This is a genomic window from Geodermatophilus amargosae (assembly GCF_041028265.1).
Taxonomy (GTDB): Bacteria; Actinomycetota; Actinomycetes; order Mycobacteriales; family Geodermatophilaceae; genus Geodermatophilus; species Geodermatophilus amargosae_A.
The window spans coordinates 138,554-151,118 of the sequence record NZ_JABGCW010000014.1 but is presented as its reverse complement, the minus strand read 5'-3'; the positions used below and the strand labels follow the sequence as shown (position 1 = coordinate 151,118).

20 protein-coding genes are annotated in these 12,565 nt (G+C 69.7%); all 20 read left to right on the top strand.

Annotation, left to right across the window (positions count from 1 at the left end):
• Window positions 1–83 precede the first annotated feature (83 nt).
• The 20 genes from fusA to rplR all read left to right on the top strand — a co-directional run bounded on the left by fusA (window position 84) and on the right by rplR (window position 12,526).
• Window positions 84–2,183, top strand: a complete 2,100-nt coding sequence (gene fusA, locus HLV61_RS17780) for an elongation factor G (protein WP_369257775.1) — start codon at window positions 84–86, stop codon at window positions 2,181–2,183.
• 89 nt (window positions 2,184–2,272) lie between these two features.
• A complete protein-coding gene (gene tuf / locus HLV61_RS17775) occupies window positions 2,273–3,466 on the top strand; it encodes an elongation factor Tu (RefSeq protein WP_369257773.1) in 1,194 nt (397 codons plus the stop codon).
• A 170-nt stretch (window positions 3,467–3,636) separates the two neighbouring features.
• A complete protein-coding gene (rpsJ, locus tag HLV61_RS17770; RefSeq protein ID WP_014742859.1) occupies window positions 3,637–3,942 on the top strand; it encodes a 30S ribosomal protein S10 in 306 nt (101 codons plus the stop codon).
• Between the two features lie 15 nt (window positions 3,943–3,957).
• Window positions 3,958–4,623, top strand: a complete 666-nt coding sequence (rplC, locus tag HLV61_RS17765) for a 50S ribosomal protein L3 (RefSeq protein WP_163477510.1) — start codon at window positions 3,958–3,960, stop codon at window positions 4,621–4,623.
• Window positions 4,620–5,426: a 50S ribosomal protein L4 gene (gene rplD / locus HLV61_RS17760; protein WP_369257771.1), complete on the top strand. Its 807-nt coding sequence runs from the start codon at window positions 4,620–4,622 to the stop codon at window positions 5,424–5,426. The genes rplC and rplD overlap by 4 nt, the downstream gene beginning before the upstream one ends.
• Complete coding sequence (gene rplW / locus HLV61_RS17755; protein ID WP_093578199.1) at window positions 5,423–5,725, top strand: 50S ribosomal protein L23; 303 nt, start codon at window positions 5,423–5,425, stop codon at window positions 5,723–5,725. Before rplD ends, rplW begins: the two co-directional genes overlap by 4 nt.
• A gap of 43 nt (window positions 5,726–5,768) precedes the next feature.
• Complete coding sequence (gene rplB, locus HLV61_RS17750) at window positions 5,769–6,602, top strand: 50S ribosomal protein L2 (RefSeq protein WP_110005316.1); 834 nt, start codon at window positions 5,769–5,771, stop codon at window positions 6,600–6,602.
• A gap of 23 nt (window positions 6,603–6,625) precedes the next feature.
• On the top strand, window positions 6,626–6,907 hold the full coding sequence (rpsS, locus tag HLV61_RS17745) for a 30S ribosomal protein S19 (RefSeq protein ID WP_073421347.1): 282 nt from the start codon (window positions 6,626–6,628) through the stop codon (window positions 6,905–6,907).
• 25 nt (window positions 6,908–6,932) lie between these two features.
• On the top strand, window positions 6,933–7,412 hold the full coding sequence (gene rplV, locus HLV61_RS17740; RefSeq protein ID WP_440285001.1) for a 50S ribosomal protein L22: 480 nt from the start codon (window positions 6,933–6,935) through the stop codon (window positions 7,410–7,412).
• On the top strand, window positions 7,412–8,335 hold the full coding sequence (rpsC, locus tag HLV61_RS17735) for a 30S ribosomal protein S3 (protein ID WP_369257768.1): 924 nt from the start codon (window positions 7,412–7,414) through the stop codon (window positions 8,333–8,335). The genes rplV and rpsC overlap by 1 nt, the downstream gene beginning before the upstream one ends.
• A 3-nt stretch (window positions 8,336–8,338) precedes the next feature.
• A complete protein-coding gene (rplP, locus tag HLV61_RS17730) occupies window positions 8,339–8,755 on the top strand; it encodes a 50S ribosomal protein L16 (protein WP_093578195.1) in 417 nt (138 codons plus the stop codon).
• The gene (rpmC, locus tag HLV61_RS17725; RefSeq protein WP_093578194.1) at window positions 8,755–8,988 is read left to right on the top strand and encodes a 50S ribosomal protein L29; all 234 of its coding nucleotides are present in this window, start codon (window positions 8,755–8,757) and stop codon (window positions 8,986–8,988) included. The genes rplP and rpmC overlap by 1 nt, the downstream gene beginning before the upstream one ends.
• Complete coding sequence (rpsQ, locus tag HLV61_RS17720) at window positions 8,985–9,284, top strand: 30S ribosomal protein S17 (RefSeq protein WP_369257765.1); 300 nt, start codon at window positions 8,985–8,987, stop codon at window positions 9,282–9,284. The genes rpmC and rpsQ overlap by 4 nt, the downstream gene beginning before the upstream one ends.
• A gap of 221 nt (window positions 9,285–9,505) precedes the next feature.
• Window positions 9,506–9,874: a 50S ribosomal protein L14 gene (rplN, locus tag HLV61_RS17715; RefSeq protein WP_073421359.1), complete on the top strand. Its 369-nt coding sequence runs from the start codon at window positions 9,506–9,508 to the stop codon at window positions 9,872–9,874.
• Window positions 9,875–9,876: 2 nt separating this feature from the next.
• Window positions 9,877–10,212, top strand: a complete 336-nt coding sequence (rplX, locus tag HLV61_RS17710; RefSeq protein ID WP_440284997.1) for a 50S ribosomal protein L24 — start codon at window positions 9,877–9,879, stop codon at window positions 10,210–10,212.
• Window positions 10,213–10,214: 2 nt separating this feature from the next.
• Window positions 10,215–10,799, top strand: a complete 585-nt coding sequence (gene rplE / locus HLV61_RS17705) for a 50S ribosomal protein L5 (protein WP_369257763.1) — start codon at window positions 10,215–10,217, stop codon at window positions 10,797–10,799.
• Between the two features lie 36 nt (window positions 10,800–10,835).
• A complete protein-coding gene (locus HLV61_RS17700; RefSeq protein WP_093578191.1) occupies window positions 10,836–11,021 on the top strand; it encodes a type Z 30S ribosomal protein S14 in 186 nt (61 codons plus the stop codon).
• Between the two features lie 124 nt (window positions 11,022–11,145).
• Window positions 11,146–11,550 carry a 30S ribosomal protein S8 gene (gene rpsH / locus HLV61_RS17695; RefSeq protein ID WP_425454171.1) on the top strand — a complete coding sequence of 135 codons (405 nt, stop codon included), beginning with the start codon at window positions 11,146–11,148 and terminating at the stop codon, window positions 11,548–11,550.
• A 14-nt stretch (window positions 11,551–11,564) separates the two neighbouring features.
• On the top strand, window positions 11,565–12,104 hold the full coding sequence (gene rplF / locus HLV61_RS17690; protein WP_369257760.1) for a 50S ribosomal protein L6: 540 nt from the start codon (window positions 11,565–11,567) through the stop codon (window positions 12,102–12,104).
• Window positions 12,105–12,145: 41 nt separating this feature from the next.
• Entirely contained in the window at window positions 12,146–12,526 is a 381-nt protein-coding gene (gene rplR / locus HLV61_RS17685) for a 50S ribosomal protein L18 (RefSeq protein ID WP_440284994.1), read from the top strand.
• Window positions 12,527–12,565 lie beyond the last annotated feature (39 nt).

Genomic DNA, 12,565 nt, shown 5'->3' with positions numbered 1-12,565 from the left:
TCCACCAGCACCCGCCGGCGGGAACGCCGGGCCACCCCCGGACACCCCGCACGCGGACCAGAGTCAAAGAGGAGACGACAGAGATGGCCAGCAACGCGGCCCAGCTCGCCAAGACCCGCAACATCGGGATCATGGCGCACATCGACGCCGGCAAGACCACGACGACCGAGCGCATCCTCTTCTACACCGGTATCAACTACAAGATCGGTGAGGTCCACGACGGCGCGGCCACGATGGACTGGATGGAGCAGGAGCAGGAGCGCGGCATCACCATCACGTCCGCCGCGACCAAGTGCTCCTGGAACGACCACGACATCAACATCATCGACACCCCGGGTCACGTCGACTTCACCGTCGAGGTGGAGCGGTCCCTGCGCGTGCTCGACGGTGCCGTGGCCGTGTACGACGGCGTCGCCGGCGTGGAGCCGCAGACCGAGCAGGTGTGGCGTCAGGCGGAGAAGTACGGCGTCCCGCGCATGTGCTTCGTCAACAAGCTCGACCGCACCGGTGCCGACTTCTTCCGCTGCGTCCAGATGATGATCGAGCGCCTCGCGGCCAACCCGCTGGTGCTGCAGCTGCCGATCGGTGCCGAGGCCGACTTCATCGGCGTCGTCGACCTGGTCCAGATGCGGGCGCTCACCTGGCGCGGTGAGACCAAGATGGGCGAGGACTACGCCGTCGAGGAGATCCCCGCCGAGCTCGCCGACCAGGCCGCCGAGTACCGCGAGAAGCTGCTCGAGAACATCGCGGACTTCGACGACTCGCTGATGGAGGACTACCTCGGCGGCGAGGACATCACGGTCGACCGCCTCAAGGCGGCCATCCGCAAGGCGACCATCGCCGGCCAGGTCAACCCGGTGCTCACCGGCACCGCGTTCAAGAACAAGGGCGTGCAGCCCCTGCTCGACGCGGTCGTCGACTACCTGCCCAGCCCGCTGGACATCGAGGCGATCGTGGGCACCGCCCTCGACGGCGAGACCGAGGTCCTGCGGCACGCCGACGAGGACGAGCCGTTCTCGGCGCTGGCCTTCAAGATCCAGACCGACCAGCACCTGGGCAAGCTGACCTACGTCCGCGTGTACTCGGGCAAGCTCGACTCCGGCTCCCCGGTGCTCAACAGCACCAAGGACCGCAAGGAGCGGGTCGGCAAGATCTACCAGATGCACGCGAACAAGCGTGAGGAGCGTCAGGGTGTCGGCGCCGGCGAGATCGTCGCCGTCAACGGCCTCAAGCAGACGACGACCGGGGACACCCTCTGCGACCCGCAGAAGCCGGTGATCCTGGAGTCGATGACGTTCCCCGCGCCGGTCATCTCGGTCGCCATCGAGCCCAAGACCAAGGGCGACCAGGAGAAGCTCGGCACCGCCATCCAGAAGCTGGCCGAGGAGGACCCGACCTTCCAGGTCCGCCTCGACGAGGAGACCGGTCAGACGGTCATCTCCGGCATGGGCGAGCTGCACCTGGAGATCCTCGTCGACCGCATGCGGCGCGAGTTCCGGGTCGAGGCCAACGTCGGCAAGCCGCAGGTCGCCTACCGCGAGACCATCCGCAAGGCGGTCGAGAAGGTCGACTACACCCACAAGAAGCAGACCGGTGGGTCCGGCCAGTTCGCCAAGGTGCAGGTGAGCATCGAGCCGCTCGAGGTCGCCGCCGACGGCCCGACCTACGAGTTCGTCAACGCCGTCACCGGTGGTCGCATCCCGCGGGAGTACATCCCCTCGGTCGACCAGGGCATGCAGGACGCCATGCAGTACGGCATCCTCGCCGGCTACCCGATGGTGGGCGTCAAGGCCACCCTGGTGGACGGCCAGTACCACGAGGTCGACTCCTCGGAGATGGCCTTCAAGATCGCCGGCTCGATGGTCTTCAAGGAGGCCGCGCGCAAGGCCAGCCCGGCACTGCTCGAGCCGATGATGGCCGTCGAGGTCGTCACGCCCGAGGACTACATGGGCGACGTCATCGGCGACCTGAACTCCCGGCGCGGGATGATCCAGGCGATGGAGGAGCGCTCCGGCGCCCGCGTCGTCCGGGCCCTGGTCCCGCTCTCGGAGATGTTCGGCTACGTGGGCGACCTGCGCAGCCGCACCCAGGGGCGGGCGAGCTACACCATGGTGTTCGACACCTACGCCGAGGTCCCGCAGAACGTGGCCAAGGAGATCATCGCCAAGGCCACCGGCGAGTGACCCGCCGGGCGGGGTAGCCCCCCGCCCGGCCCCCCAGCAAGCCCACCCCAGCGTCAGCACGACTGCGACACCACGAGGAGAGGAACCCAGTGGCCAAGGCCAAGTTCGAGCGGACCAAGCCGCACGTCAACATCGGCACCATCGGGCACATCGACCACGGCAAGACCACGCTCACCGCGGCGATCACCAAGGTCCTGCACGACAAGTACCCGGACCTCAACGAGGCGTCGGCCTTCGACCAGATCGACAAGGCGCCCGAGGAGAAGGCCCGCGGCATCACGATCTCGATCGCCCACGTCGAGTACCAGACGGAGAACCGTCACTACGCGCACGTCGACTGCCCCGGGCACGCCGACTACATCAAGAACATGATCACCGGTGCGGCGCAGATGGACGGCGCCATCCTGGTGGTCGCCGCGACCGACGGCCCGATGCCGCAGACCAAGGAGCACGTCCTCCTGGCCCGCCAGGTCGGCGTCCCCTACATCGTCGTGGCGCTCAACAAGGCCGACATGGTCGACGACGAGGAGATCCTCGAGCTCGTCGAGCTGGAGGTCCGCGAGCTGCTCAGCGAGTACGAGTTCCCGGGCGACGACGTCCCCGTGGTCCGCGTCTCGGCGCTGAAGGCCCTCGAGGGCGACGCCGAGTGGGGCGACAAGCTCATGGAGCTCATGAACGCCGTCGACACGGCGATCCCCGAGCCCGAGCGCGAGATCGACAAGCCGTTCCTCATGCCCGTCGAGGACGTCTTCACGATCACCGGTCGCGGCACCGTCGTCACCGGTCGCGTCGAGCGCGGCATCGTCAAGGTGTCGGAGACCGTCGAGATCGTCGGCATCCGCCCGAACTCGACCTCCACCACCGTCACCGGCGTCGAGATGTTCCGCAAGCTGCTCGACCAGGGCCAGGCCGGCGACAACGTGGGCCTGCTGCTGCGCGGCATCAAGCGCGAGGACGTGGAGCGCGGCCAGGTCGTCGTGAAGCCCGGCTCGATCACCCCGCACACCAACTTCGAGGGTTCGGTCTACATCCTCTCGAAGGACGAGGGTGGCCGTCACACGCCGTTCTTCAACAACTACCGTCCCCAGTTCTACTTCCGGACGACCGACGTCACCGGCGTCGTGACCCTGCCGGCCGGCACCGAGATGGTCATGCCGGGCGACAACACCGAGATGACGGTCGAGCTGATCCAGCCGATCGCCATGGAGGAGGGCCTGCGGTTCGCCATCCGTGAGGGTGGCCGCACCGTCGGCGCCGGTCGCGTCACGAAGATCATCAAGTAACACCTCCGACGGGCGGCGGCCGGTTGCGGCCGCCGCCCGTCCTCGGGTGGCCGGACGCGCACAGGTGTGTGCACCGCCACCCATCCGCTGGGGCCAGACCGGATGACGTCCGGACGCACCCGGCGTTCCCCAGCTAGCAGAACAGCGATCGGCAGGAGCGAGAGACAGCGATGGCGGGACAGAAGATCCGCATCAGGCTGAAGGCCTACGACCACGAGGCCATCGACGCCTCGGCGCGGCGCATCGTCGACACGGTCACGAAGACCGGTGCGCGCGTCGTCGGCCCGGTGCCGCTGCCGACGGAGAAGAACGTGTACTGCGTCATCCGCTCGCCGCACAAGTACAAGGACTCGCGCGAGCACTTCGAGATGCGCACGCACAAGCGGCTCATCGACATCCTCGACCCGACGCCGAAGACGGTCGACGCGCTCATGCGCATCGACCTGCCGGCCTCGGTCGACGTCAACATCCAGTAAGGACCGAGACCAGTCATGGCGAGTACTTTCCGCGGACTCCTCGGCGAAAAGCTGGGGATGACCCAGGTCTTCGACGAGAACAACCGCATGGTGCCGGTGACGGTGGTCAAGGCCGGCCCCAACGTGGTGACGCAGGTGCGCACCCCCGAGGTCGACGGCTACTCGGCCGTCCAGCTCGGCTTCGGTGAGATCGACCCCCGCAAGGTGAACAAGCCCGAGGGCGGCCACTTCGCGAAGGCCGGTGTCACGCCCCGCCGTCACGTGGTGGAGCTGCGCACCGAGGACGCCGGCCAGTACACGGCCGGCCAGGAGCTGACCGTCGACGTGTTCGACGGTGTGGCGAAGGTCGACGTCATCGGCACCAGCAAGGGCAAGGGCACCGCCGGTGTCATGAAGCGTCACGGCTTCAAGGGCCTCGGCGCGGCGCACGGCACCCAGCGCAAGCACCGGTCGCCGGGCTCCATCGGCGGCGCCTCCACCCCCGGCCGCGTGTTCAAGGGCCTGAAGATGGCCGGGCGCATGGGCGCCGTCAAGACGACGACCCTGTCGCTCGTGGTCCACAAGGTGGACACCGAGCGCGGGCTGCTGCTGATCAAGGGCGCGATCCCCGGTCCGAAGGGCGGCCTCGTGCTCGTCCGTTCGGCCGTCAAGGGCGGCCCCGTGGGGAGTGACACCAAGTGACCCAGTCGACCCGGACCGAGGGCGCGCGCGCCGACCGTCAGGTCGACGTCCGCACGCCGGCGGGGGAGACCGCCGGCAGCGTGACGCTGCCCGGTGACCTCTTCGACCGCACGGCGAACGTCTCGCTGCTGCACCAGGTGGTCGTGGCGCAGCTCGCCGCGGCCCGCCAGGGCACGCACTCGACGAAGACGCGCGGCGCCGTCAGCGGTGGTGGCGTCAAGCCCTACCGCCAGAAGGGCACCGGCCGCGCCCGTCAGGGCTCGATCCGCGCCCCGCAGTTCACCGGCGGTGGCACCGTCCACGGCCCGCAGCCGCGGGACTACTCGCAGCGCACGCCCAAGAAGATGAAGGCCGCCGCCCTGCGCGGTGCCCTCTCCGACCGGGCGCGCGAGGGCCGCGTGCACGTCGTCAGCACCTTCGTCGACGGCGACGCCCCGAGGACCAAGGCCGCCCTGGCCACCCTCGACGCGGTGACCAGCGCCAAGCGCGTCCTCGTGGTCCTCGACCGCGACGACACCCTGAACTGGATGAGCCTGCGCAACGAGCCGCGCGTGCACCTCATCGAGGCCGGCCAGCTCAACACCTACGACGTCCTGGTCAGCGACGAGGTGGTCTTCACCGAGACCGCCCTCGCCGAGTTCGTCTCCGGTCCGCACGGCGGCACCGGCGGCACCGGCGGCACCTCGCTGGTCAAGCCCGACCTGACGACGCCGGACATCCCCGGCGCCATCCCGTCGATCCAGCCGGCCCAGGGCACCACCGACCTGGACACCGCCGCTGACACCACCGAGGAGAAGGCATGAGCGTCCGCGACCCCCGGGACGTCCTGCTGGCGCCGGTCATCTCGGAGAAGAGCTACGGGCTGCTGGACGACAACCAGTACACGTTCGTGGTGCTGCCCGAGGCGAACAAGACCCAGATCAAGATCGCGGTCGAGCAGGTCTTCGACGTGAAGGTCCTCGCCGTGAACACGATCAACCGCCAGGGCAAGCGCAAGCGCAGCCGCGGCACGCAGATGGGCAAGCGCAAGGACACCAAGCGCGCCATCGTCTCGCTGGCCCCCGGCGACCGCATCGAGATCTTCGGTGGTCCCGGCGCCTGAGCGCCCGGACCGATCGGACCAGAGATAGAGGACTGAGTCAGCAATGGCTATCCGCAAGTACAAGCCGACGACGCCGGGCCGCCGTGGCTCGAGCGTCGCCGACTTCGCCGAGGTCACCCGCGACCATCCCGAGAAGTCGCTGGTCCGACCGCTGCACGGTCGCGGCGGGCGCAACGTCCACGGGAAGGTCACCGCCCGCCACCAGGGGGGCGGTCACAAGCGCGCCTACCGCGTCATCGACTTCCGTCGTGCCGACAAGGACGGCGTGCCGGCGAAGGTCGCGCACATCGAGTACGACCCGAACCGCACCTCCCGCATCGCGCTGCTGCACTTCGCCGACGGCGAGAAGCGCTACATCATCGCGCCGGCCCGGCTCAAGCAGGGCGACACGGTGGAGTGCGGCCCCGCGGCCGACATCAAGCCGGGCAACAACCTGCCGCTGCGCAACATCCCGGTCGGCACGGTGGTGCACGCCATCGAGCTGCGCCCCGGTGGCGGCGCGAAGATCGCCCGCTCGGCCGGCACCAGCGTCCAGCTGGTCGCCCGTGAGGGCCGGTTCGCCCAGCTGCGGATGCCCTCGGGCGAGATCCGCAACGTCGACGTCCGCTGCCGCGCCTCCGTCGGCGAGGTGGGCAACGCCGAGCAGTCGAACATCAACTGGGGCAAGGCCGGCCGCATGCGGTGGAAGGGCAAGCGCCCGACCGTCCGCGGTGTCGCCATGAACCCGGTGGACCACCCGCACGGTGGTGGTGAGGGCAAGACCTCCGGTGGTCGCCACCCGGTGAACCCGAAGGGCAAGCCGGAGGGCCGCACGCGCAAGCGCAAGGCCAGTGATGCCCTGATCGTGCGCCGCCGGCGCACCAACAAGAAGCGCTGAGCGGGTAGAGGAGTCCGACAGACATGCCACGCAGCCTCAAGAAGGGCCCGTTCGTCGACGACCACCTGCTCAAGAAGGTGGACGTCCAGAACGAGAAGGGCACCAAGACGGTCATCCGGACCTGGTCCCGCCGCTCGACGATCATCCCCGACATGCTCGGCCACACCATCGCCGTGCACGACGGGCGCAAGCACGTCCCGGTCTTCGTGACCGAGGCCATGGTCGGGCACAAGCTCGGCGAGTTCGCCCCGACCCGGACCTTCCGGGGTCACGTCAAGGACGACCGCCGGTCGCGGCGCGGCTGAGCCTGGTCTGAGAGAGAGACACGAGATGACTTCCCAGCTGGGTGAGGAGACGCAGGTCGCCCGGGCCGTTGCCCGTGGCGTCCGCGTCGCCCCCATGAAGGCACGGCGGGTGGTGGACCTCATCCGCTACCTGCCCACCGACGAGGCCCTGGCGCTGCTGCGGTTCGCGCCGCAGGCCGCCAGTGAGCCGGTGGCCAAGGTCGTCGCCAGCGCCGTCGCCAACGCCGAGCACAACCTCCGGCTCGACCCGGCGGCGCTCGTCGTGAGCGCGGCCTACGTCGACGAGGGCCCGACCATGAAGCGGATCCGGCCGCGCGCCCAGGGCCGCGCCTACCGCATCAACAAGCGGACCAGCCACATCACCGTCGAGGTGAGCGAGATCGGCGCCAGCGCCGAGCTCGCCGGCAAGTCGCGCACCGCCCGCCGCCGCACCGGCCAGTCCGGCCCGGCGACGCAGCAGCAGGGCACGCAGCAGCGCTCCAACACGAGGGGAGGGACCCGCTAGTGGGTCAGAAGGTCAACCCGCACGGGTTCCGCCTGGGCATCACCACCGACTACAAGTCCCGGTGGTACGCCGACAAGCTCTACAAGGACTACGTCAAGGAAGACGTGGCCATCCGCAAGCTCATGTCCAAGGGCATGGAGCGCGCCGGCATCTCCAAGGTGGAGATCGAGCGCACCCGTGACCGGGTGCGGGTCGACATCCACACCGCCCGGCCGGGCATCGTCATCGGCCGCCGCGGCGCCGAGGCCGACCGCATCCGCGGCGAGCTGGAGAAGCTCACCGGCAAGCAGGTGCAGCTCAACATCCTCGAGGTGAAGAACCCCGAGGCCGACGCCCAGCTCGTGGCGCAGGCCGTGGCCGAGCAGCTGTCGAGCCGGGTGAGCTTCCGCCGTGCCATGCGCAAGGCCATGCAGTCGGCCCAGCGCAGCCCGCAGGTCAAGGGCATCCGGGTGCAGTGCTCCGGGCGTCTGGGCGGCACCGAGATGAGCCGGTCGGAGTTCTACCGCGAGGGCCGCGTGCCGCTGCACACCCTCCGGGCGAACATCGACTACGGCCTGTACGAGGCCCGCACCACCTTCGGCCGCATCGGCGTGAAGGTGTGGATCTACAAGGGCGACGTCAGCGGCTCCCGTGCCGAGCGCGAGGCCCTCGAGGCCCTCGCCGCTCGTCAGCAGCGCCGCGAGCGTCCCCAGCGTCCGCGCCGTTCGGGCTCCAGCGGCACCACCGCCGGTGGCACCGAGGCCGGCCGCGCGGCGGCCGAGGGCACGACCGGCCCGGAGACGGCCGCCGAGGACACGGCGGCCGAGAGCACCGTGGCCGTGACCTCGGGTGAGCTCGGCTCCGAGCAGACCCTCGCCGAGGCCGCCGGTCCCGAGGCGACCGCTGCGGCTGAGTCGACCGCGAACGAGACGACGGAGGGCTGACACGTGCTGATCCCACGGCGCGTCAAGCACCGCAAGCAGCACCACCCGGGCCGCTCCGGCCGGGCCAAGGGCGGCACCGAGATCAACTTCGGTGAGTACGCCATCCAGGCCCTGGAGCCGGCCTACGTGACGAACCGGCAGATCGAGTCCGCCCGTATCGCCATGACCCGCCACATCCGCCGTGGCGGCAAGGTGTGGATCTCGATCTACCCGGACCGTCCGCTCACGAAGAAGCCGGCCGAGACCCGCATGGGTTCCGGCAAGGGTTCGCCGGAGTGGTGGGTGGCCAACGTCAAGCCCGGCCGGGTCATGTTCGAGCTGTCGGGGGTGTCCGAGCCCGTGGCCCGCGAGGCCATGCGCCGCGCCATCCACAAGCTACCCATGAAGTGCCGCTTCATCACGCGCGAAGGAGAGGTGTGATGGCCGCCGGTCTGACCGCCCCGGAGCTGCGCGAGCTCTCGGCCGACGAGCTCGCCACGCGGCTGCGTGAGCACAAGGAAGAGCTGTTCAACCTGCGGTTCCAGGTGGCCACCGGCCAGCTGGACAACAACCGGCGACTGCAGACCGTGCGTCGCGACATCGCCCGGATCTACACGATCATGCGCGAGCGCGAGCTGGGTCTCTCGGTCGCCCCGAACGAGGGTGTGGCATGAGCGAGACCGACAACGCCGCTGTCGCCAGCGGCCCCGGCCTGGCCGGTCGTGGGTACCGCAAGGTCCGTGAGGGCCTCGTCGTCAGCGACAAGATGGACAAGACGATCGTGGTCGAGGTCGAGGACCGCGTGAAGCACGGCCTGTACGGCAAGGTCCTCCGCCGCACGAGCAAGCTCAAGGCCCACGACGAGCAGGGGGTCGCCGGCATCGGTGACCGCGTGCAGATCATGGAGACCCGGCCGCTGTCGGCCACCAAGCGGTGGCGTCTGGTCGAGGTCGTCGAGAAGGCCAAGTAGGCCCCGTCCGGGTCCGCGCGGTCCTGTGACCCACTCCCCCGGGGAGCGGGTCACGGGACCGGGTACCCTGGACCACTGGCGCCCCTCCGGGTGAGCGCCACATCCCGGTACCCGTGTCGGACGCACCGGCGGCAAGCGCTGCCGGTGCGTCCGCACGTGGGTGCCGGACAGCCGGTTCACCGTTCTGGCCCGGCTGTCACCACTGAGATTGGGAGTAGGACGTGATCCAGCAGGAGTCGCGGCTCCGGGTCGCCGACAACACCGGTGCGAAGGAGATCCTCTGCATCCGGGTGCTCGGCGGATCCGGGCGGCGCTATGCGGGCATCGGTGACGTGATCGTCGGCACCGTGAAGGACGCCATCCCCGGTGCCGGCGTCAAGAAGGGCGACGTGGTCAAGGCCGTCGTCGTCCGCACCGCCAAGGAGCGTCGCCGTCCGGACGGCTCCTACATCCGCTTCGACGAGAACGCCGCCGTGATCATCCGCGACAGCGGCGACCCGCGCGGTACCCGCATCTTCGGCCCCGTCGGCCGCGAGCTGCGGGACAAGCGCTTCATGCGGATCATCTCGCTGGCCCCGGAGGTGCTCTGACCATGGCTGACAAGAAGCCGTCCATGAAGGTCAAGAAGGGCGACACCGTCGTGGTGCTCGCCGGCAAGGACAAGGGCGCCCGGGGCCGGGTGATCGCCGCCTACCCCAAGCTGCAGAAGGTCCTCGTCGAGGGCGTCGGCCGGGTGAAGAAGCACACCCGCATCAGCTCGAACCAGCGCGGTGCGCAGCAGGGCGGCATCGTCACCCAGGAGGCGCCCATCCACGTGAGCAACGTGATGGTGATCGACTCCGAGGGGACGCCGACCCGGGTCGGCCACCGCAAGGACGAGGAAGGCCGCAACATCCGGGTGTCGCGGCGGACCGGTAAGGACCTCTGACGATGACTGCACCCACCCGTGAGCTCCCGCGCCTCCTGGCGTACTACCGCGAGTCGATCGCCCCTGCGCTGCAGGAGGAGTTCGGCTTCGAGAACGTCATGCAGATCCCGCGGCTGACGAAGATCGTCGTCAACATGGGCGTCGGCGAGGCCACCCGCGACGCCAAGCTGATGGACGGCGCGGTCCGCGACCTCACCGCCATCACCGGGCAGCGGCCGGCCGTCGTCCGGGCGCGCAAGTCCATCGCCCAGTTCAAGCTGCGCGAGGGCATGCCCATCGGCGCCAAGGTCACCCTCCGCGGCGACCGCATGTGGGAGTTCCTCGACCGGCTCCTGGCGCTGGCCCTGCCCCGCATCCGTGACTTCCGTGGCCTCAACGCCAAGCAGTTCGACGGGCACGGCAACTACACGTTCGGACTGACCGAGCAGTCGATGTTCCGCGAGATCGACGTCGACAAGATCGACCGGCCGCGCGGCATGGACATCACGCTGGTCACCACCGCCACGAACGACGAGGAGGGTCGCGAGCTGCTCCGCCTCCTGGGCTTCCCGTTCGCCGGCCAGACCGTCGTCACCACCATCCGCTGAGCCGGGTACCGGACAGAGGAGCAGGGAGACACCGAGATGGCCAAGAAGGCGCTCATCAACAAGGCGGCCCGCAAGCCCAAGTTCGCGGTCCGCGGCTACACCCGCTGCCAGCGGTGCGGACGTCCGCACTCCGTCTTCCGCAAGTTCGGCCTGTGCCGGATCTGCCTGCGGGAGATGGCGCACGCCGGCGAGCTGCCGGGCGTGGCCAAGTCCAGCTGGTAGTCGCACGGATCCCGCCCCGCGCGCTGACCGCGCGGGGCGGGAGCACAGCACCACCCGGTCGCCGAGAGGCCCACGCGAAGGACGCGTGCGGAACCGCGGCGAGAGAGGCACGACACCCATGACGATGACCGACCCGATCGCGGACATGCTCACGCGGCTGCGCAACGCGAACACGGCCTACCACGACTCGGCGGCCATGCCGTCGTCCAAGCTCAAGACGCACATCGCCGAGATCCTCCAGCAGGAGGGCTACATCGCCGGCTGGCGCGTCGACGAGGTCGAGAAGGACGGCAGCACCCGCAAGGAGCTCGTGATCGACCTGAAGTACGGCCCCAACCGCGAGCGCAGCATCGCCGGGGTGCGCCGGGTGTCCAAGCCGGGCCTGCGGGTCTACGCGAAGTCGAACGCACTGCCCAAGGTGCTCGGCGGCCTCGGGGTGGCGATCATCTCCACCTCCACCGGGCTGCTGACCGACCGGCAGGCGAACAAGAAGGGCGTGGGCGGGGAAGTCCTCGCCTACGTCTGGTAAGAGGAGCGAGCGAGATGTCACGGATCGGACGACTGCCGATTCCGGTGCCCGGCGGTGTCGACGTCACCGTCGACGGCCAGACGGTCAGCGTGAAGGGCCCCAAGGGCACCCTGGCCCACACCGTCGCGACGCCGATCACCGTCGACCGCGGCGAGGACGGCACCCTGAGCGTCCAGCGTCCCGACGACGAGCGCGAGAGCCGGGCGCTGCACGGCCTGTCCCGCACCCTGATCGCCAACATGATCACCGGCGTCACCGAGGGGTTCACCAAGACCCTCGAGATCGTCGGCGTCGGCTACCGCGTCCAGGCCCGCGGGTCGGACCTGGAGTTCGCCCTCGGCTTCAGCCACCCGGTGCCCGTGCGTGCGCCGGAGGGCATCACCTTCACCGTCGAGTCGCCGACCCGCCTGCGGGTCACCGGCATCGACAAGCAGCAGGTCGGCCAGGTGGCCGCCAACATCCGCAAGCTGCGCCGGCCGGACCCGTACAAGGGCAAGGGCGTCCGTTACCAGGGCGAGGTCGTCAAGCGCAAGGTCGGGAAGACGGGTAAGTGATGGCACAGACCAGTTCACAGAACGGGGCCAAGGGGGCCCGGGTGCACACGCCCGTCGGCACCGACATCAGCACCGCGCGCCGCGTCTCGCGGCTGCGCCGCCACAACCGGCTGCGCAAGCGGGTCGCCGGCACGGCGGAGCGTCCGCGCCTGGTGGTCAACCGCAGCTCGCGGCACATCCACGTCCAGGTCGTGGACGACACCGTCGGCCGTACGCTGGTCAGCGCCTCGACGCTGGACGCCGACCTGCGTCAGGCCGAGGGCGACAAGTCCGCCCTGGCCCGCCGGGTCGGTGCCCTGGTCGCCGAGCGCGCCCAGGCCGCCGGCATCACCAAGGTCGTGTTCGACCGGGGTGGCAACCGCTACCAGGGCCGCATCGCCGCGCTGGCCGACGGCGCACGTGAGGGCGGGCTGGACTTCTGATGAGCAGCTCCGCCAACCAGCAGATCGAGAGGGACGTCT

What these genes read in the sequence shown, in the direction of transcription:
- fusA (WP_369257775.1), top strand. Translation starts at nt 84, where the DNA reads ATGGCCAGCAACGCGGCCCAGCTCGCCAAGACCCGCAACATCGGGATC.
- rpsJ (WP_014742859.1), top strand. Translation starts at nt 3,637, where the DNA reads ATGGCGGGACAGAAGATCCGCATCAGGCTGAAGGCCTACGACCACGAG.
- rplC (WP_163477510.1), top strand. Translation starts at nt 3,958, where the DNA reads ATGGCGAGTACTTTCCGCGGACTCCTCGGCGAAAAGCTGGGGATGACC.
- rplW (WP_093578199.1), top strand. Translation starts at nt 5,423, where the DNA reads ATGAGCGTCCGCGACCCCCGGGACGTCCTGCTGGCGCCGGTCATCTCG.
- rplB (WP_110005316.1), top strand. Translation starts at nt 5,769, where the DNA reads ATGGCTATCCGCAAGTACAAGCCGACGACGCCGGGCCGCCGTGGCTCG.
- rpsS (WP_073421347.1), top strand. Translation starts at nt 6,626, where the DNA reads ATGCCACGCAGCCTCAAGAAGGGCCCGTTCGTCGACGACCACCTGCTC.
- rplV (WP_440285001.1), top strand. Translation starts at nt 6,933, where the DNA reads ATGACTTCCCAGCTGGGTGAGGAGACGCAGGTCGCCCGGGCCGTTGCC.
- rpmC (WP_093578194.1), top strand. Translation starts at nt 8,755, where the DNA reads ATGGCCGCCGGTCTGACCGCCCCGGAGCTGCGCGAGCTCTCGGCCGAC.
- rpsQ (WP_369257765.1), top strand. Translation starts at nt 8,985, where the DNA reads ATGAGCGAGACCGACAACGCCGCTGTCGCCAGCGGCCCCGGCCTGGCC.
- rplX (WP_440284997.1), top strand. Translation starts at nt 9,877, where the DNA reads ATGGCTGACAAGAAGCCGTCCATGAAGGTCAAGAAGGGCGACACCGTC.
- rplE (WP_369257763.1), top strand. Translation starts at nt 10,215, where the DNA reads ATGACTGCACCCACCCGTGAGCTCCCGCGCCTCCTGGCGTACTACCGC.
- HLV61_RS17700 (WP_093578191.1), top strand. Translation starts at nt 10,836, where the DNA reads ATGGCCAAGAAGGCGCTCATCAACAAGGCGGCCCGCAAGCCCAAGTTC.
- rpsH (WP_425454171.1), top strand. Translation starts at nt 11,146, where the DNA reads ATGACCGACCCGATCGCGGACATGCTCACGCGGCTGCGCAACGCGAAC.
- rplF (WP_369257760.1), top strand. Translation starts at nt 11,565, where the DNA reads ATGTCACGGATCGGACGACTGCCGATTCCGGTGCCCGGCGGTGTCGAC.